General features: G+C 68.1%; 13 protein-coding genes. 5 read left to right on the forward strand and 8 right to left on the reverse strand.

What is annotated here, in order from left to right; genetic code table 11:
* Nucleotides 1-10: 10 nt before the first annotated feature.
* The 3 genes from IB225_RS09260 to IB225_RS09270 all read right to left on the reverse strand — a co-directional run bounded on the left by IB225_RS09260 (nucleotide 11) and on the right by IB225_RS09270 (nucleotide 2,855).
* On the reverse strand, nucleotides 11-1,357 hold the full coding sequence (locus IB225_RS09260) for a TolC family outer membrane protein (RefSeq protein WP_192310987.1): 1,347 nt from the start codon (nucleotides 1,355-1,357) through the stop codon (nucleotides 11-13).
* Between the two features lie 22 nt (nucleotides 1,358-1,379).
* Entirely contained in the window at nucleotides 1,380-2,036 is a 657-nt protein-coding gene (locus IB225_RS09265; RefSeq protein ID WP_192310988.1) for a protein-L-isoaspartate O-methyltransferase, read from the reverse strand.
* A 147-nt stretch (nucleotides 2,037-2,183) separates the two neighbouring features.
* A complete protein-coding gene (locus IB225_RS09270; RefSeq protein WP_192310989.1) occupies nucleotides 2,184-2,855 on the reverse strand; it encodes a TetR/AcrR family transcriptional regulator in 672 nt (223 codons plus the stop codon).
* A 78-nt stretch (nucleotides 2,856-2,933) separates the two neighbouring features.
* Between IB225_RS09270 and IB225_RS09275 the strand changes: the two genes are divergently transcribed.
* The 5 genes from IB225_RS09275 to IB225_RS09295 all read left to right on the forward strand — a co-directional run bounded on the left by IB225_RS09275 (nucleotide 2,934) and on the right by IB225_RS09295 (nucleotide 11,803).
* Nucleotides 2,934-4,073, forward strand: coding sequence for an efflux RND transporter periplasmic adaptor subunit (locus IB225_RS09275; protein ID WP_192310990.1), 1,140 nt, complete (start codon nucleotides 2,934-2,936; stop codon nucleotides 4,071-4,073).
* A 4-nt stretch (nucleotides 4,074-4,077) separates the two neighbouring features.
* The gene (locus IB225_RS09280) at nucleotides 4,078-7,248 is read left to right on the forward strand and encodes an efflux RND transporter permease subunit (protein ID WP_192310991.1); all 3,171 of its coding nucleotides are present in this window, start codon (nucleotides 4,078-4,080) and stop codon (nucleotides 7,246-7,248) included.
* An 83-nt stretch (nucleotides 7,249-7,331) separates the two neighbouring features.
* A complete protein-coding gene (locus IB225_RS09285) occupies nucleotides 7,332-10,292 on the forward strand; it encodes a ligand-binding sensor domain-containing diguanylate cyclase (RefSeq protein WP_192310992.1) in 2,961 nt (986 codons plus the stop codon).
* A gap of 166 nt (nucleotides 10,293-10,458) precedes the next feature.
* Nucleotides 10,459-11,112, forward strand: coding sequence for a multidrug transporter (locus IB225_RS09290; RefSeq protein ID WP_192310993.1), 654 nt, complete (start codon nucleotides 10,459-10,461; stop codon nucleotides 11,110-11,112).
* A 55-nt stretch (nucleotides 11,113-11,167) separates the two neighbouring features.
* Nucleotides 11,168-11,803, forward strand: a complete 636-nt coding sequence (locus tag IB225_RS09295; protein WP_192310994.1) for a nuclear transport factor 2 family protein — start codon at nucleotides 11,168-11,170, stop codon at nucleotides 11,801-11,803.
* Here the strand turns inward: IB225_RS09295 and leuB are convergent.
* Genes leuB through IB225_RS09320 form a run of 5 tightly spaced genes read right to left on the reverse strand, consistent with a single transcriptional unit; the run spans nucleotide 11,779 to nucleotide 17,591 of the window.
* Nucleotides 11,779-12,867 (reverse strand): 3-isopropylmalate dehydrogenase, encoded by a 1,089-nt coding sequence (gene leuB, locus IB225_RS09300; protein ID WP_192310995.1) that lies wholly within the window; start codon nucleotides 12,865-12,867, stop codon nucleotides 11,779-11,781. The two genes, IB225_RS09295 and leuB, sit on opposite strands and share 25 nt — an antisense overlap.
* Entirely contained in the window at nucleotides 12,857-13,438 is a 582-nt protein-coding gene (gene leuD / locus IB225_RS09305) for a 3-isopropylmalate dehydratase small subunit (RefSeq protein ID WP_192310996.1), read from the reverse strand. Before leuD ends, leuB begins: the two co-directional genes overlap by 11 nt.
* Nucleotides 13,438-14,859 carry a 3-isopropylmalate dehydratase large subunit gene (gene leuC, locus IB225_RS09310; protein WP_192310997.1) on the reverse strand — a complete coding sequence of 474 codons (1,422 nt, stop codon included), beginning with the start codon at nucleotides 14,857-14,859 and terminating at the stop codon, nucleotides 13,438-13,440. The genes leuD and leuC overlap by 1 nt, the downstream gene beginning before the upstream one ends.
* A gap of 42 nt (nucleotides 14,860-14,901) precedes the next feature.
* A complete protein-coding gene (locus IB225_RS09315) occupies nucleotides 14,902-16,455 on the reverse strand; it encodes a 2-isopropylmalate synthase (RefSeq protein WP_192310998.1) in 1,554 nt (517 codons plus the stop codon).
* Entirely contained in the window at nucleotides 16,452-17,591 is a 1,140-nt protein-coding gene (locus tag IB225_RS09320) for a threonine dehydratase (RefSeq protein ID WP_192311842.1), read from the reverse strand. The genes IB225_RS09315 and IB225_RS09320 overlap by 4 nt, the downstream gene beginning before the upstream one ends.
* Nucleotides 17,592-17,623: the final 32 nt, after the last annotated feature.

The raw sequence follows: 17,623 nt of genomic DNA on the forward strand, positions 1-17,623 counted from the left end.
ACGCGAGGAGTTACTGCGTGACCGGCTGCGACGACAGGCGCGCTTCGGCGTCGGCGGTCAACAGGCGGTTTACGTCCTGCACGTCGGCGCCGTCCAGCGTGCCGGCGGCCTGTTCCAGCAGCAGGCGGTTCTGCAGGAAGTTGTAGCGCGCCTGCGCGTACTCGACCTGCGCCTGGAACAGCGTGCGCTGGTTCTGCAGCACGTCCAGCACGGTGCGGGTACCGACTTCCAGGCCGACCTGCGAAGCATCCAGTGCGCTCTGCGCGGACACGACCGCCAGGCGGCGCGCTTCCACTTCGGTCACGCCGGCGACCAGCGCCTGGTAGGCGTTGCTGGTATTGCGGACCAGCGCGCGGCGGGTCTGCTCAAGACCATCGGCGGCGCGGTCGCGCTGGGCCAACGCCTGGCGCACGCCCGACTGGGTGGCGCCGCCGGAGAAGATCGGTACGGTCAGCGTGATGCCCCAGTTGTAGCCTTCCACATCCGAGGACAGGGTGCCGGCGACGGAATCCCAATCAGTGCCATTGGAGTAACCGCCGCGGAAGTTCAGCGTCGGGTAGTGGCCGGCACGCGCACTGGACACGCCATGCTGCGCGGACTCCAGCGAATACTGCGCCGACTTCAAATCGGGGTTCTGCTCGAGCGCGCGATCCACCCACGCCTGTGCGTTCTGCTCCGGCGGCAGTTCCGGGCGGAAGTCGTCCGGCAGGCCCTTCAGGCCGCTGATCGGCTGGCCGGTGATCTCGGCCAAGGCGCGGTAGCTGTCGTCCAGCGCGTTGCGGGCCAGGATGGTGTTGGCGCGCGCGCTGTCGTACTGCGCACGGGCTTCGTGCACGTCGGTGATCGGCGCCAGACCCACGTCCAGGCGCTTCTGCGCGTAGTCGAACTGCTTCTTCGACGCGGCTTCGTTGGTCTCGGCGGCCGCCAGCGACTCGATGCCGATCAGCACGTTGAAGTACGCGGCGGAGGTCCGCGTGATCAGCAGGTTGTTCGCCGACGCCAGGTCGTAGTCGGCAGCCTGGCTGATGGCGCGCTGGCCACGCAGGTTGGCGATGCGGCTCCAGTCGAAGATGGTCTGGCTGACTTCCACGCCGTAGTCACGGCCCTTGGCGTCGCCGGTGGGACGGCCCGGGCGGCTGCTGTGCGTGAGGGTGTAGCCCGCACTGCCGTTGACCTGCGGCAGCAGCGCTGCGCGTGCCTGCACCGCGCCTTCCTTGTCGAACAGGCGGGTGGATTCGGCGATGGACAGCTGAGGGTCGCCAGTGCGCGCCAGCTCATAGGTCTGCATCAGGTCGGTGGCGTTGGCCGCGGCCGGCAAGGCCAGTGCGAGCGCGAGTACGAGGGGGCGACGGCTCATGCGGGGGTTCCTTTTTGTATCTTCAGAAGACGAACTGGGGCGCCGGTGCGGCGCCGACCAGATAGGGGAGGTCGGTTTCGAACAACGATTCGATGCGGGTGCCGTTGACATCGTTGACGTGCAGCACGGCTTCCATCACCGGCGACACGCCCTGCACGACGAACAGGCGGCCACCCGGACGCAGCCATTGCAGGAAACGGGAAGGCACGGCGGACACGGCCCCGGTCACGCAGACCACGTCGAAGCGACGGTCGGTTTCCCAGGTCAGGGCGTCGACGGACTCGATGCGCACGTTGTTGCCCAGGCCGGTGGCGTCGAGGCGCGCGCGCGCGGCGTCGGCGAGTTCGGGCTGGATCTCCAGGCTGACGACCTCGCGGGCGAGGTGTGCAAGGCACGCGGTCAGATAGCCGCTGCCGGTGCCGATTTCCAGTACGTCCTCGTCGGCCTGCGGCTTCAGCGCCTGCAGGGTACGGCCTTCGATGACGGGCTTGGCCATCGTCTGGCCGTGGCCGAGCGGCAGTTCCAGGTCCGCGTAAGCCAGCGCGCGGTGCGATTCGGCCACGAAGGCTTCGCGCGGCAGCGTGGCCAGCGTCTCGAGCACGCGCGCATCCAGCACGTCCCACGGACGTACCTGCTGCTCGACCATGTTTTCGCGGGCCTGGGTGTAGTTGATCGTCATGGGGGTGGTCATCCGACGCGGAGGGCTGGGCCGGGCATTTTACCGGGCTGGCTCCGTCCGCGCTGGGCAAGGATCGGGGCAGCCGCCGCAACGGACGCAGTGCCGGAAGTCACCGCAACCTCCGTCTCCCGGGGTTGGGCTTCAGCTTCAGCGCTTGCCATAGGCCCTCAGGAACATGTCCACCGTCGCATCGATGTGTCGGCGGGTGTCCAGCGGGCCGGGCTGGCTGCACAGGCCGCAGGTCATGCGCGCATGCACTTCGCCCTTGATCAGGGTGAAGAACTGCACCGACGCGGTGCCGACATCGGGCACGTCCAACTCGCCCTTCGCCACCAGGGCCTGCAGCATCGCCGCGAAGGCATCGTGGGTGCGCTGCGGACCGGCTTCCCAGAACGTCTGCTTGAGTTTGTCGTCGATGTTGCCCGGGACCATCATCATGCGGTGCGTGCTGATGGCCTCCTCGCTGGTGATCAGCGCGAAGAAAGCCTGCGCGATGGCCTTGAGCTGGTCGCGGAGGCTGCCGGTCAGTTCGATCTCGAACAGGGCGTCCGGCAGCATTTCCTCGCACTTGGCCTGCACGGCCGCCGCGAACAGGGCGTCCTTGTCGCCGAAGTGGCTGTACACCGTGAGCTTGGAGACGCCTGCCTCGGCGGCGATCTGGTCCATGCTGACGCCGTTGAAACCCTCGCGCGCGAACAATTGCTTGGCGGCTTCGAGGATGGCGGCGCGCTTGCCCAGGTCCTTGGGGCGGCCTGGGCCGCTGGAGGCGGGCTTGGCGGGGGACTTGGAGCGGCTGGCGGAGGGGCGTGGGCTGACCATGTCGTAATACTAGACTACTCGGTTCGATATTTATACTATACCGCCAAGTCCACTAATTGAAGCCTCAACGGAGCGGTCATGCGCCAGTCGCGCTGGAACGGAGTGTTCGGAATCGTCCTGGTCGGCCTGGCCGCCTGCAGTGCGGAGCAGCCGGCGGAGACGCCACAGCCTGCGCTCGTCGTGCAGCCCGGCGGTGGCGCCGACGCTGCGCTGTCGGCATACGCCGGCGAGGTGCGTGCGCGGGAAGAGAGTCCGCTGTCGTTCCGCGTCGGCGGCAACCTCGTCCGCCGCAACGTGGATGCGGGTGCCCGCGTGCAGAAGGGTGAAGTGCTCGCGCTGCTCGATCCCGGCGATTTCGCCCTGCAGGCACAGGCGGCGCAGGCGCAGCTTGCGGCGGCCGAAGCCGACCTCGTCCGTGCGCGCGGCGACCGTGACCGCTACGCCAAGCTCGTGGGCGACAAGCTGATCAGCCAGTCCGCGTACGACGCGCAGGTCGCGGCGTACAAGGCGGCCGAAGGCCAGGCGCGTGCCGCGCGCGCGCAGATGGACGTGATGCGCAACCAGGAAGGCTATTCGCAGCTGCGCGCACCGCGCGACGGTGTGATCGCCAGCCGTCAGGCCGAAGCAGGTCAGGTGGTGGCCGCCGGCCAGACCGTCTTCACGCTGGCCGCCGATGGCGGTCGCGAAGTGGCTATTGGCCTGCCGGAAAACCGCATCCGCGATTTCAGCGTAGGCCAGCCGGTGGTGATCGAGTTGTGGAACGCCCCCGGCCAACGCCTGCCCGGCGCCATCCGCGAGATCGCGCCCGCCGCGGACGCGCAGACACGGACCTATGCGGCGCGCGTCAGTCTGGTGGGCGAGGCACAGCAGCAGGTCGAGCTGGGGCAGAGCGCGCGCGTCTACGTGCAGGAGAACGGCACCAAGGCGGCGTTGAAGCTGCCGCTGTCGGCCATCCAGCGCGGTGAGGATGGCAAGACCACGGTCTGGGTCGTGGATCCGGCGAACGGCAAGGTACGCGCGCAGGTCGTGCAGCTCGGTCCCTATGGCGAAGCGTCGGTGCCGGTGCTGGGCGGCGTGAAGGCCGGCGACTGGGTGGTCGCGGCGGGTGGCCACCTGTTGCGCGAGGGGCAGGTCGTCGCGCCCGTCGACCGCGACAATCGTCCGCTGAAGGCGCCCGCCGCCGGCGGCACCGCCAACGTCGCCTCGCGCTCGGAGTAATGGCATGCGCCGCTTCAATCTCTCCGAGTGGGCGCTGACCAACCGCAGCCTCGTGCTGTTCATGATGATCCTGCTGGGCATCATCGGTGCGTGGTCGTACAAGCACCTGGGCCAGTCCGAAGATCCGCCCTTCACCTTCAAGGCGATGGTGGTGCGCACGGTGTGGCCGGGCGCGACCGCTGAAGAGGTCTCGAAGCAGGTCACCGAGCGCGTCGAGAAGGCGCTGATGACGACCGGTGAATACGAGTTCATTCGCTCGTACTCGCGCCCGGGCGAGTCGCAGGTGATCTTCATGGCGCGCGATTCCATGAAGTCCAAGGACGTGCCCGAACTCTGGTACCAGGTACGCAAGAAAGTCGGCGACATCCGCGCCACGCTGCCCAGCGGCGTGATCGGCCCGTTCTTCAACGACGAGTTCGGCGATACCTTCGGCAACATCTACGCGCTCACCGGCGAGGGCTTCGACTACGCGGTGATGAAGGACTACGCCGACCGCATCCAGCTGGAACTGCAGCGCGTGGACGACGTCGGCAAGGTCGAACTGGTCGGCCTGCAGGACGAGAAGATCTGGGTCGAACTCTCCAACACCAAGCTGGCCACGCTGGGCATTCCCTTGAGCGCGGTGCAGCAGGCGCTGGAGGAACAGAACGCGATGACGCCGGCTGGCTTCTTCGAGACGCCCAGCGATCGCGTGCAGTTGCGCGTGAGCGGCGAGTTCGGCTCGGTCGACGAGATCCGCGAATTCCCGATCCGCGCCGGCGACCGTACGGTCAAGCTGGGCGACATCGCCGAGATCGAGCGCGGCTTCGCCGATCCGGCTGCACCGCGCATGCGCTTCATGGGCCAGCCCGGCATCGGCATCGCGGTGGCGATGAAGGACGGCGGCGACATCCTCAAGCTGGGCGCGACGCTGGAGTCCGAGTTCAAGCGACTGCAGAAGACGCTGCCCACGGGCATGGAACTGCGCAAGGTGTCCGACCAGCCGGCGGCGGTCGAGGACTCGGTGGGAGAATTCGTCCGCGTGCTGGCCGAGGCCGTGATCATCGTGCTGCTGGTCAGCTTCTTCTCGCTGGGCATGCGCACCGGCTTGGTGGTGGCGGTATCGATCCCGCTGGTGCTGGCGATGACGTTCGCGGTGATGCATTACTTCGGCATCGGCCTGCACAAGATATCGCTGGGCGCGCTGGTGCTGGCGCTCGGCCTGCTGGTCGACGACGCGATCATCGCGGTCGAGATGATGGCCATCAAGATGGAGCAGGGCTTCGATCGGTTGAAGGCGGCGAGCTTTGCCTATGAATCGACGGCGTTCCCGATGCTGACCGGCACGCTGGTGACGGCGGCGGGCTTCCTGCCGATCGCTACCGCGGCGTCCAGCACGGGCGAGTACACGCGCTCGCTGTTCCAGGTGGTGACCATCGCGCTGGTGGTGTCGTGGGTGGCGGCGGTGCTGTTCATCCCGTACCTGGGCGACAAGATGCTGCCCGACCTCGGCAATCCGCAGCCGCCCAAGCCGGGATCGCTCGCCGCGCGCTGGCACGGATTTCGCGCGGGGCTGGCGGATCGCTGGCCGCGGTACGCCGGCATGCTGGCGCCGAAGTCGCACGATGCGCACGACCACAATCCGTACCACACGCCGTTCTACGGAAGGTTCCGTGCGTGGCTGGCGTTCTGCCTGCGCCATCGCTGGCTGGTGATCGGCGTGACTGCGGCGGCGTTCGTGGCGTCGATCGCGCTGTTCCGCTTCGTGCCGCAGCAGTTCTTCCCGGACTCCGTGCGCCCCGAGCTGATGGTGGACCTGGAACTGGCCGAAGGCAGTTCGCTGAAGTCCACCGACGCCCAGGCGCAGAAGCTGGAAAAGATGCTGGCCAAGCGCGACGGCATTCTCAACTACGTCGCCTACGTCGGCACCGGTTCGCCGCGCTTCTACCTGCCGCTGGACCAGCAGTTGCCGCAGTCCAACTTCTCGCAGTTCGTGGTGCTGACCGACGACATCGAGGCGCGCGAATCGACCCGCCGCTGGCTGATCGACGAAGTGGCGCCGCAGTTCCCGGAGCTGCAGTTCCGCGTGACGCGCCTGGAGAACGGTCCGCCGGTGGGTTATCCGATCCAGTTCCGCGTGTCCGGCGAACACATCGATCGCGTGCAGGCCATCGCGCAGCAGATGGCGGAGAAGGTGCGCGCCAACCCGCACGTCACCAACGTCAACCTGGACTGGAGCGAGCCGAGCAAGATCGTGCGCCTGCAGATCGACCAGGACCGCGCGCGCGCGCTGGGCGTCAGCACGTCGCAGGTATCGCACTTCCTATCCGGTTCGCTGTCGGGGCTGAGCGTCAGTACCTACCGCGAAGGCAACGAACTGGTGGAGATCCTGTTGCGCGGGCCTGAAGAAGAGCGCACGCGGCTTGACCTGCTGGGCAGCCTGGCAGTGCCGACCAGCAATGGTGGCAGCGTGCCGCTGTCGCAGATCGCCAACCTTGAGTACGCGTTCGAGGACGGCATCATCTGGCATCGCGACCGCCTGCCGACCGTCACCGTTCGCGCCGACCTGAACACTGATGCCGTGACGGCGCCGACGGTCGTGGCGCAGATCTCGCCCACGCTCGACGACATCCGCGACACGCTGCCGCAGGGCTATCTGCTGGAGACCGGCGGTACCGTCGAGGATTCGGCGCGCGGGCAGAAGTCGATCGCCGCCGGCATGCCGCTGTTCCTGCTCGCGGTGACCACGCTGCTGATGCTGCAGCTGCGCAGCTTCTCGCGGATGGCGCTGGTGCTGCTGACCGCGCCGCTGGGCCTGATCGGCGTGACGCTGGCGCTGCTGGTGTTCCGCGTGCCGTTCGGTTTCGTCGCCATGCTGGGCACCATCGCGCTGGCGGGCATGATCATGCGCAACTCGGTGATCCTGGTGGACCAGATCGACCAGGACATCCAGGCCGGACACGACCGCTGGCACGCCATCATCGACGCGACCGTGCGCCGCTTCCGCCCGATCGTGCTGACCGCGCTGGCCGCGGTGCTGGCGATGATCCCGCTGTCGCGCAGTGCGTTCTTCGGTCCGATGGCCGTCGCCATCATGGGTGGCCTGACCGTCGCGACCGTGCTGACCCTGTTCTTCCTGCCGGCCCTGTATGCGGCATGGTTCAAGGTTCGCCCCGAAGAGCGCGCCGCTCAGTAGCACATTGGCGGCAGGGGGGTTCAAGAACCCCCCTGACAGGGCCGATACTGAGGGGGTCGAAGCCTCCGGACCCCGTGCCCGCCGTGCGCCGCCTGTTCCTCAACGGCCTGTGTCTGCTGGTCCTGCTGGTCGGCGCGCCCGCCTGGGCGCTGGACCCTGCGCGCAAGGTCGACGAGTACACGATTGCCCGCTGGACGATGGAAGACGGGTTGCCGCACAACCTGGTGCACACCATCAGCCAGGACGCCGACGGTTACGTCTGGGCCGGCACCTGGGAGGGCGCGGCGCGCTTCGATGGCCGACGCTTCACCGCCTACGACGCCGGCACCGTCCCCGGACTCGAGATCGAGGGCGTACGCGCGATCACGCCGCATCCGCAGGGTGGCATGGTGCTCAGCCTGGGTCGGGTGGGGCCGGGCGTGGTCCGCTTCCACCAGGGTCGCTGGCAGCGGCTGCCCGGACAGGCGGGGACATTGCCCGATGTCTCGGTCCTGCGTTTCGCGCCGGACGGCGCGCTCTGGATCGGCACCGATCATTCGCTGTTCCGCATGGATCCCTCCGGACGGCTGCAGGACATCGGCAGTACCCATGAGCGCCTCGCCAATGAGCGCGTACTGGCGATCCTGCCGTTGCCGGACGGACGAGCCCTAGTGGGCAACCGGCACGGGTTGTTCCGCATCGACAACGGACGTGCCACCGACTGGGGGCGCCGGGTCGGCCTGCCGGACACCTCGGTGCTGGCCATCCAGGCGTCGCGCTGGGGCGGCATCCTGGTTGGCGGCGGTGCGGGCGTGTGGCGGGTGGAACGCGATCGCCCGCAGCAGGTCACCGGCGAGCGCGCCGAAGCCATGCTGGAAGACCGCAACGGCAATCTGTGGATCTCCACGCTCGACGGACTGCGTCGCTATGCGCAGGGTCGCTACGAGACGCTCGGTGAACCCAACGGGCTGATGGGGCGGCTGGCGCCGTCGCTGTTCGAGGACCGCGACGGCCTGCTGTGGGTGGGCACTACCAACGGTCTGTACCGGATCTCGGACGGCCCGGTGTTCGGGCTGGGGCGCAGCAGCGGCCTGCGCGACATCTATGTGCGCACCATCATCGAACGGCCCGGACAAGGCGTGTGGGTGGGCCATCCGATGGGGGTGGACATGTGGCAGGGCGGCCAGAGCCGCCCGGTCCCGCTGGCGTTCGACGGCAAGACCGACCCCTCCGTGCTGTCGATGGCCAATGCGCGCGATGGCGGCCTGTGGATCGGCACCTACGACCAGGGCGTGATCCATCTGCCGGCCGCAGGCACGCAGGCACGGCCCTGGCGCATCGACGAAGCCGGCGGCCTGCCGTCCAACCACGTCCGCGCATTGCTGGAGCGCTCGGACGGTTCGCTGTGGATCGGCAGCAACGAAGGCGTGACTGTCTACCGCGACGGCCGCATCGCACGCCATTACGGCGTGGAAGACGGCCTGCCGGCGGGCAATGTGTACGTGCTGTACGAAACCGCGCAGGGCGTGCTGTGGATCGGCACCGGCAACGGCATGGCGATGATGCGCCGCGACGGTACGTTGCAGACGTGGAAGCCGATGTCCGACTTTCCCGCGGTGGCGGCCTTCGATTTCCTTGCCGATCCCGACGGCAGCCTGTGGATCGCCTCCGACCGCGGCCTGCTGCACTGGAGCGAGGGTCGTTTCGTGCAGTTCGACCATCGCCAGGGCCTGCCCAACAACCGCCTGTTCCGCCTGCTCGAGGACGACAACGGCGACTTCTGGGTGTCCAGCAACCGGGGCGTGTTCCGTATCTCGCGACCCGCGCTGACGGCGGTGGAGAACCACTACCTGGCCCGCCTGCCCGTGGAGGCTTTCACCCATGCCGATGGCCTGCCGAGCAGCCAGGCCAATGGGGCGTCCGCGCCGGCGGGCTGGCTGATGCGCGACGGCAAGCTGTGGTTCGCGACGGCGAACGGGATTGGCGTGATCGATCCCGACGATGCACGCCGTCAGCGCAACCAGGGCGTAACGCTGGTGGTCGAGGCCATTGACGCTGATGGGCGTGTGCTGCCGCTGCAGACCCGGTACACGCTGGCGGCCGACACGCGTCGCGTCGTCATCCGTTTCACCGGACTGAACCAGCGTGCCTCCGAACGGCTGAGGTATCGCTACCGCATGGTCGGCTTCGACCGTGGCTGGATCGAAACCGACAACAGCATCGCGCACGACGCGGTGTACACCAATCTTCCGTCGGGCAAGCTCCGCTTCGAAGTCCAGGCGATGAACGCGCCCGCGGACTGGAGCAAGCAGGAGGACGTGGTCGCGCGCACGGTGGAACTGGACAAGGCGTCACCCTGGTGGATGCGTGCGTGGGCGATGGTGGCGTATGTCCTGCTGCTGGGTCTGGTCGGCTGGGGCGTGCTGTTGCTGGCGATGCGCCGCCACCGCCTGCGCCAGCGGCGGCTGCAGGCGCTGGTCGACGTGCGGACGTCGGAGCTGAGCGACAAGAACCGGCTGCTCGAGCAGGCAGGCGAAGCGAATGCGCAGCTGCTCGAACAACTGGCCTACCAGGCGCGGCATGATCCGTTGACGCGATTGGCCAACCGGCGCGCTGGCGATGCCTTCCTTGCGGAGGCGCTCGAGGTCAGTCGCCGCGAAGGGCGTCCGCTGTCGGTCGCGTTGCTGGACATCGATCACTTCAAGGCGGTCAACGACCGGTACGGCCACGCCTTCGGCGACGAAGTGCTTTCGCAGGTCGCCGCACTGGCGGAACAGCTGGCGGGCGGCCGCGACGACGTGCTGATCGCGCGCTGGGGTGGCGAGGAATTCCTGGTCTGCCAGCAACTGCCCTGGTCGACTGCGCGCGCACGCCTGGAAGCCCTGCGCGAAGGCATCGCGCAGGCCAGCATCGACGCGCCGGACGGCGACACGCTGCAGTGCACGGTCAGCATCGGCATGGCGGAACTGGAAGCCGGCCAAGACCTGCGCGACCTGCTGCGCGTCGCGGATGAACGGCTCTACCGCGCCAAGCAGCAGGGACGCAATCGCCTGGTCTCCACCTGATCCTGCGGATACGGAGGCAGCCTCCGCGCCGTGTCCTGTTCGCGCCGCTGCCGTCGTTATCTGAAGCACGCCATCCGACCTGGAGCGGCGCACAGGGGGCGCAATGGAGTGGGTTCATAGCTTGACGCGGCAGCGGCGCCTCATCGTGGGCAGGCTGTTCATGGTCATGGCGTGCCTTCTGGTGGTGAACATCGTCCTGCAGGTCATCCGGTACCGCACCGGCCACGACTATCTGCTCGGCCTGTTGAGGCTGTTCGACGTCAACGAGGAAGCGAACATCCCCACCTTGTTCTCGACCCTGCTGTTGCTGTCGGCCGGCCTGCTGCTGGCGGTGATCGCCAGTGGCGAGCGGGCAAGGGGCGGACGCGATGTCGGTCGCTGGAAGCTGCTGTCGATGGTGTTTCTCTTCCTGGCGGTGGACGAGTCCGCCATGCTGCACGAGCTCTTCATCACGCCCGGCCACGAGTTGCTGGGTCGCGATGTGCCCGGCGTGATCTTCTACGCGTGGGTCATCCCCTACTTCCTGCTGGTGCTCGGGTTGATGGTCTACCTGGGTGGATTCGTCCTGCGGTTGCCGACGGCGATCCGCACCCAGTTCATCCTGTCGGCGGTGCTTTTCGTCGGTGGCAGTCTTGGTGTCGAGCTGTTCGAGGGCATCCAGGACAAGTGGCATGGGGAGCACACGCCCATCTATGCGCTGCTGGCCAGCATCGAGGAAGGCATGGAGATGGCCGGCGTGATCGTGTTCATCGGCGCACTGCTGCACTACATCGACGTCAGCAGCCTGGTGCCTGCACGGCATCGCGTGGACGCGCCGTAGCCTGCGGGCGAAGCGCGCTTTCCGGTGACAACGGGAAAACAACGGGAGGACGAACATGCGTTCCGCACCTACCTGGATCTGCTGGCTGGCGACGGCCTCCCTGATGCTGGTGGCATCGCAGGTGCCGGCGGCGCCTCCGCCGAACGGTGCGGCAACGCGCGCGGAAAACGCCGCGGCCTCGGACGATGCTCCGCTCATCGCGCAGGCCGAACGTTTCATGGAGGGCTATGCGGCGGCCCTGCTGCGGGGTGATCCGGCGGAGATCGCGGCGTACTACGATCGCGACGGCGTCTACGAAGTACGCCCGGCGATGAAGCGCTTCACCTCTTACAACACCCTGCTGCCCCGATACCGCGATCGCTGGAGCAAGCCGGCGTTCTTCGAGTGGCGCGACCTGTCCTATGAGGCGCTGGCGCCCGACAAGGTGCTGGTCGTCGGGCTGTTCGCCTGGGCCGGTTCGCGCTCGGAAAAGCCGCAGGTCCAATCCTACGTCGCCGTACTGCGCCTGCAGGATGGCCAGCTACGCGTGCGCCTCGAAGCCGAAGCCTGGCAGGACGGCGCGAGCTGGAGCAGTCTGGCGAAGGCAGCGGCGGCCTCGTGCCTCGCCACCCTGCTCGCGGTGTGGTTACTGCGGGCGGCGCTGCGGTGGCGGCGCCGCCACGCGACTCAGTCGCGCAGTTCCGCCACGTAGCAGCGCGCCTGCATCTGTTCCAGCACGGCCTGCGTGGCGGCCTGCGTGGACACGCCGCGACCGCCGGTGGCCAGGTCGTTGGTGAAGACCTGCGCATTGAGCGCACCGTCGACCGCACGCTCGATGCAGTCGGCCTCCTCGTGCAGGCCCAGCGAGTGGCGCAGCAGCAGCGAGCAGCTGAGGATGGTCGCGTAGGGGTTCGCGACGCCCTTGCCCGCGATGTCCGGGGCCGAACCGTGGATGGGTTCGTACAGGCCGACCTTGCCGTCGCCCAGCGACGCGGACGGCAGCAGGCCCAGCGAACCGGCCAGCATCGAGGCTTCGTCGGTCAGGATGTCGCCGAACATGTTCTCGGTGACGATGACGTCGTATTCGCGCGGCTTGGCCAGCAGGTGCATGGCCATCGAATCGACCAGCTGGTGCTCCAGCTTCACGTCGGGGAACTCCTCGCGGCCGATGCGGGTGGCGACGTCGCGCCACAGGCGCGAGGTTTCCAGCACGTTGGCCTTGTCCACCGAGACCAGATAACCGCGGCGCTGGCGTGCCAGCTTGAACGCACTGCGCACCACGCGTTCGATCTCGGTGACGCTGTAGCTGCACAGGTCGCTGGCGCCGCGTGCATCGCGCGTCTTCTCGCCGAAGTAGATGCCGCCAGTGAGCTCGCGCACCACCACGATGTCCACGCCGGTCAGCAGGTGCGGCTTGATCGGCGAGGCGTTCAACGCCGCCGGGTGCGGGCGCACCGGACGCAGGTTGGCGAACAGGCCCAGGCCCTTGCGCAGCGCCAGCAGGCCCTGCTCCGGGCGCACCTTCGCATTCGGGTCCGACCACTTGGGACCGCCGACCGCACCGAGCAACACCGCATTCGCCTGCTGGCAGCCTTGCAGCGTGGCCTGCGGCAGCGGTTCGCCATGCCGGTCGATGGCGATGCCGCCGATGTCGTACTCGTGGAAGTCGAAGGTGTGGCCGTGACGGCGCGCCAGTGCGCGCAGCACGGTGACGGCGGCGGCAGTGACTTCGGGACCGATGCCGTCCCCGGGCAGGATGGCGATGTCAGCGTGCATGGCGGGTGGCCTCGTAGCGTTCGATGTCGGTATGGCGGGCCAGCAGGTAGCCCAGTTCGTCGACGCCCTGCAGCAGGCAGGTCTGCGCGAAGGCATCGAGCGGGAAGGAGAAGGCGTCGCCGCCGGGCGTGCGCAGTTCCTTGGCGGCGACGTCGACGACCAGTTCGTCATCCGGTCGCTGCATCAGCGTCTGCACGGTGGCTTCCGGCAGTACCACAGGCACCAGCCCGTTCTTCAGGCTGTTGTTGCGGAAGATGTCGGCGATCTCGCTGCTGACGATGGCACGCAGGCCCAGGTCGGTCAGCGCCCACGGCGCGTGTTCGCGCGAGGAGCCGCAGCCGAAGTTGCGCCCGGCCAGCAGGATCTTGCGGCCTGCGTTCTCCGGTTGATTGAACGGGAACGTCGGGTTCGGCGAACCATCGGCTTGCCAGCGCCAGTCGTTGAATGCGTTCTTGCCCAGGCCGGCGCGCTCGGTCGTCGACAGGAAGCGCGCAGGGATGATCTGGTCGGTGTCGATGTTGGTCTGCGCCAGCACCACGCTCTTCGAGCGCACTTCGTTGAACCCGGCCATCACGCCACCGCCTTCTGTGTGTCGAACAGGTCGCGCGGATCGCTGACGCGTCCGTTCACCGCCGCCCATGCCGCCGTGAGCGGCGAGGCCAGCAGCGTGCGTGCGCCGGGGCCCTGGCGACCTTCGAAGTTGCGGTTGCTGGTGCTGACCGCCAACTGGCCCGGCGCCACCAGGTCGCCGTTCATCGCGATGCACATCGAGCAGCCCGGCTCACGCCACTCCGCGCCTGCGTCACGCACGATCTGGTCGATGCCTTCGGCTTCGGCCTCGCGCTTGACGATCTCCGAGCCCGGCACCACCAGCATGCGCACGCCGTCGGCGACCTTGCGACCGCGCAGCACTTGCGCCACTTCGCGCATGTCGCGCAGGCGACCGTTGGTGCAGGAGCCGACGAACACCACGTCGACCGGCGTGCCTTCTAGCGTGTGGCCGGCACTCAGGTGCATGTAATCGAGGCCCTTCTGCGCGGCGGCGTCAGCGGGGTCGGGAATCAGCGCATCCACCGCGATCGCGGTACCCGGATGCGTGCCCCAGGTCAGTGTCGGCCGGATGTCGGCGGCATCGATGCGAACCTCGGTGTCGAACGTGGCGCCGTCCTCGCTGCACAGCGTGCTCCAGTAGGCCACGGCGCTGTCGAAGGCTTCGCCCTTCGGGCCGCGCGGCGTGTTGGCGACCCAGTCGAAGGTGGTCTGGTCCGGCGCCACCATGCCGGCACGCGCCCCGGCTTCGATCGACATGTTGCACAGGGTCATGCGCTGCTCCATGTCCAGCGCTTCGATGGCGCTGCCACGGAACTCGATGACGTGGCCGGTACCGCCGTTCACGCCGATCACGCCGATCACGTGCAACACGATGTCCTTCGCGCCGACGCCCGGGGCCACGGTGCCGTCGACGGTGATCGCCATCGTCTTCGGCTTGCGCTGCAGCAGGCACTGCGTGGCCAGCACGTGGCCGACTTCGCTGGTGCCGATGCCGAAGGCCAGCGAACCGAACGCGCCGTGCGTGCTGGTGTGGCTGTCGCCGCAGACGATGGTCATGCCGGGCAGGGTGAAGCCCTGTTCCGGCGCGATGACGTGGACGATGCCACGGTTAGGCGACGCCATGTCGAACAGTTCGATGCCGTACTCCGCGCAGTTGCGCGCCAGCGTATCGACCTGTGTTTCCGCCGCCTGCGTGTAGTAGGGCAGCTTGCCGTCCGGACCGGCAGGCAGGGTCGGCGTGGAGTGGTCCATCGTCGCCTTGGTACGGTCCGGGCGGCGTGGCGACAGCCCACGTGCCTTCAGTTCGGAGAAGGCCTGCGGCGAGGTGACCTCATGGATCAGGTGCAGGTCGATGTACAGCACGGCAGGCGCCGCGTCGGTCTCGGGGACAACGACGTGGGCGTCCCACAGTTTGTCGAACAGGGTGCGTGGCGCGGTCATGCGGAATCCGGTGCTACGTGGGAGAGGGAAGTGGCGCGCGCCTCAGGCGGCGGCCGCTTCCTGTTGTTCGACGCGGCGCTGGCGCAGCAGCCGGTTGGCGACGTCCAGCCAGGCCAGCGCGCTCGCCTCGATGATGTCTTTGCTGGTGCCGGTGCCTTCGTATTCCTCACCATCGCAGCGCACCGACAGGCTGGCTTCGCCACGCGCGTCCGCGCCGATGCCGACGCTGTGCACCTGGTAGCTCTCCAACTGCAGCTGCACGCCGGTGGCGGCGGCCAGTGCACTGAACAGCGCGTCGACCGGGCCGTTGCCTTGCGCGGTCTCGGAGATGCGGTTGCCGTCCGGATCCGACAGTTCGACCAAGGCGTTCGCGCGGCTGCCGACATCGCTGATGGTCATCGAGGCCAGGCGGTAGCCATCGCTCACCGCGGCGTCCTGCATCAGTTCCTGCAGGTCGGCGTCGCCGACCACGCGCTGCTTCTCGCACAGCGCCTTGAACTGTTCGAACACCAGCTTCAGCTCCTCCTCTTCCAGCCAGTAACCCAGCGCGCGCAGGCGCTGCTCGACGGCGGCGCGCCCGCTGTGGCGGCCCAGCACCATCTGCGAAGACGGCCAGCCCACGTCCTGCGGCTGCATGATCTCGTAGGTGCCACGGTGGCGCAGCATGCCGTGCTGGTGGATGCCGGACTCGTGGGCGAACGCATTGGCGCCGACGATGGCCTTGTTGCGCTGGACCGGCATGCCGACCAGCCGCGACAGCAGTTGCGAGGTGGGCACGATGCGACGGGTATCGATGCGTGTGTCCAGGTTGTAGAAGGCGTTGCGTACCTTCAGCGCCATCACCAGTTCCTCGATGGCGCAATTGCCGGCGCGCTCACCGATGCCGTTGATCGACCCTTCCACCTGCCGGGCACCCCCTTCGATGGCGGCCAGCGAATTGGCGACGGCCAGGCCCAGGTCGTTGTGGCAGTGCGCACTGAAGATCACCTTGTCGGCGCCCGGCACGCTGGCGATCGCGCGCTGGAACATGGCACGGATCTCCTCGGGCGTGGTGAAACCCACGGTATCCGGCAGGTTGATGGTGGTGGCGCCGGCCGCGATGGCCGTGGCGATGGCCTGGTGCAGGAAGTCTTCTTCGGTACGGGTAGCGTCTTCGGCCGAGAATTCGATCTCGTCGACATGGCCGCGCGCCAGGCGCACATGCGTGTCGATGGACTGCAGGACCTGCTCGCGGCTCATGCGCAGCTTGTGCTCGCGGTGCAGCGGGCTGGTGGACAGGAACAGGTGGAGGCGTGGCTTCGCTGAGGCGGACAGGGTGCGCAGCGAGGTCTCGATGTCGCCGGGCAGGCAGCGCGACAGCACTGCGAGCGTGGTCTCGCGCAGGTCGCGGGCGATCAGCGCGTGCGCCTCGCGGTCGGACTGCGAGCTGGCCGGGAAGCCGGTCTCGATGATGTCCACACCCAGGTCGGCAAGGCCGCGGGCCATCACCAGCTTCTGCTGCGGCGTCATGCTGCAGCCGGGGGACTGTTCACCGTCGCGCAGCGTGGTGTCGAAAATGTGGATCTCCGCGGGGGCGGACGGGATTGGCGTATTCACCAGATGGGTTCCTCGTGTACTTCAATTTCCAGGGCAGCGGCCGGAATGCGGCGCGCGCCGGTTTTTGCAGGGGATGATTTCGGGGCGGCCGCGCGGGGTGTCGCGCGGCCGCCCGCAAGCGCGGGCTCGCCCTCCAGCGCGCGTCGCCGCGGCTTGCGCGGCGGCCGGGGGCGCACGTCGGACAGCAGTTGCGCCAGGACGGTGGCGTCAATGTTACCGCCAGACACCACGGCGCACTTGCGCTTGCCTGCCACGCGGCGACCGGCGGCCAGGGCCAGTGCGCCGGCACCCTCGGCGATCAGGTTCTCTTCCAGCGCCAGACGCACCAGCGTCTCGCGCAGCTCGGCTTCGCGCACGGTGACCACGTCGTCCAGCAGCTGCGTGCACAGGCGGCGGGTGATGAAGCCGGGCACTTTCACGCGGACGCCGTCGGCCAGTGAGGCGACAGGATCGACCGGCGAGATATCGCCCTTCATCGCGCGGATCATCGAATCCACGCCTTCCACCTGTGCGCCGACCACGCGCACGCCCTGCGACTTCAGCGCCAGCGCGACACCGGACGCCAGGCCGCCACCGCCGATCGGCACGATCACCACGTCAGGCGCATGCGGTGCGATCTCGATGCCGACCGTGCCCTGGCCGGCGATCACGTCCGGGTCGTCGAACGCGGACAGGAAGCGGTAGCCGTTCTGCTCGGCCAACTCTTTCGCGAAGGCGAACGCTTCGTCGTAGCTGTTGCCGTGCTGGCGCACGGTGGCGCCCCAGTGGGCGACGCCGGCGATCTTGGTTTCCGGTGCGCCATGCGGCATCACCGTGATGGCTTGCACGCCCAGGCGGTAGGCCGCCCACGCCAGGCCTTGCGCATGGTTGCCCGCCGAGGCGGCGATGACCGGGCGGTGGTCGCCGCGCTCGCGCGCGGCCAGCAAGGCATTCAGCGCGCCGCGGACCTTGTACGAACCCGTGCGCTGCAGGTTTTCCAGCTTCAGCATCACGCCGAAGCGTTCGGCATGGTGCATCGGGGTCGGCGGCAGGTAACGGCGCAGACGCGCCTGCGCCGCCAGCACGTCGGCCACGGTGACGACGACGTCGCCTACGTCGGGCTCGTTGCTGGCGGAGGCGCGGCCGGCATCAGGCATCGCGGCACGCGAACGGCTGATCTCGAAGAAGA

Origin of the sequence: Pseudoxanthomonas sp. PXM02 (assembly GCF_014851805.1) — a bacterium.
GTDB lineage: Bacteria > Pseudomonadota > Gammaproteobacteria > Xanthomonadales > Xanthomonadaceae > Pseudoxanthomonas_A.

What these genes read in the sequence shown, in the direction of transcription:
- leuD (WP_192310996.1), bottom strand. Translation starts at nt 13,438, where the DNA reads ATGGCCGGGTTCAACGAAGTGCGCTCGAAGAGCGTGGTGCTGGCGCAG.
- IB225_RS09275 (WP_192310990.1), top strand. Translation starts at nt 2,934, where the DNA reads ATGCGCCAGTCGCGCTGGAACGGAGTGTTCGGAATCGTCCTGGTCGGC.
- IB225_RS09290 (WP_192310993.1), top strand. Translation starts at nt 10,459, where the DNA reads ATGGCGTGCCTTCTGGTGGTGAACATCGTCCTGCAGGTCATCCGGTAC.
- IB225_RS09265 (WP_192310988.1), bottom strand. Translation starts at nt 2,036, where the DNA reads ATGACGATCAACTACACCCAGGCCCGCGAAAACATGGTCGAGCAGCAG.
- IB225_RS09280 (WP_192310991.1), top strand. Translation starts at nt 4,078, where the DNA reads ATGCGCCGCTTCAATCTCTCCGAGTGGGCGCTGACCAACCGCAGCCTC.
- IB225_RS09320 (WP_192311842.1), bottom strand. Translation starts at nt 17,591, where the DNA reads ATGCCTGATGCCGGCCGCGCCTCCGCCAGCAACGAGCCCGACGTAGGC.
- leuB (WP_192310995.1), bottom strand. Translation starts at nt 12,867, where the DNA reads ATGCACGCTGACATCGCCATCCTGCCCGGGGACGGCATCGGTCCCGAA.
- IB225_RS09295 (WP_192310994.1), top strand. Translation starts at nt 11,168, where the DNA reads ATGCGTTCCGCACCTACCTGGATCTGCTGGCTGGCGACGGCCTCCCTG.
- IB225_RS09260 (WP_192310987.1), bottom strand. Translation starts at nt 1,357, where the DNA reads ATGAGCCGTCGCCCCCTCGTACTCGCGCTCGCACTGGCCTTGCCGGCC.
- leuC (WP_192310997.1), bottom strand. Translation starts at nt 14,859, where the DNA reads ATGACCGCGCCACGCACCCTGTTCGACAAACTGTGGGACGCCCACGTC.
- IB225_RS09270 (WP_192310989.1), bottom strand. Translation starts at nt 2,855, where the DNA reads ATGGTCAGCCCACGCCCCTCCGCCAGCCGCTCCAAGTCCCCCGCCAAG.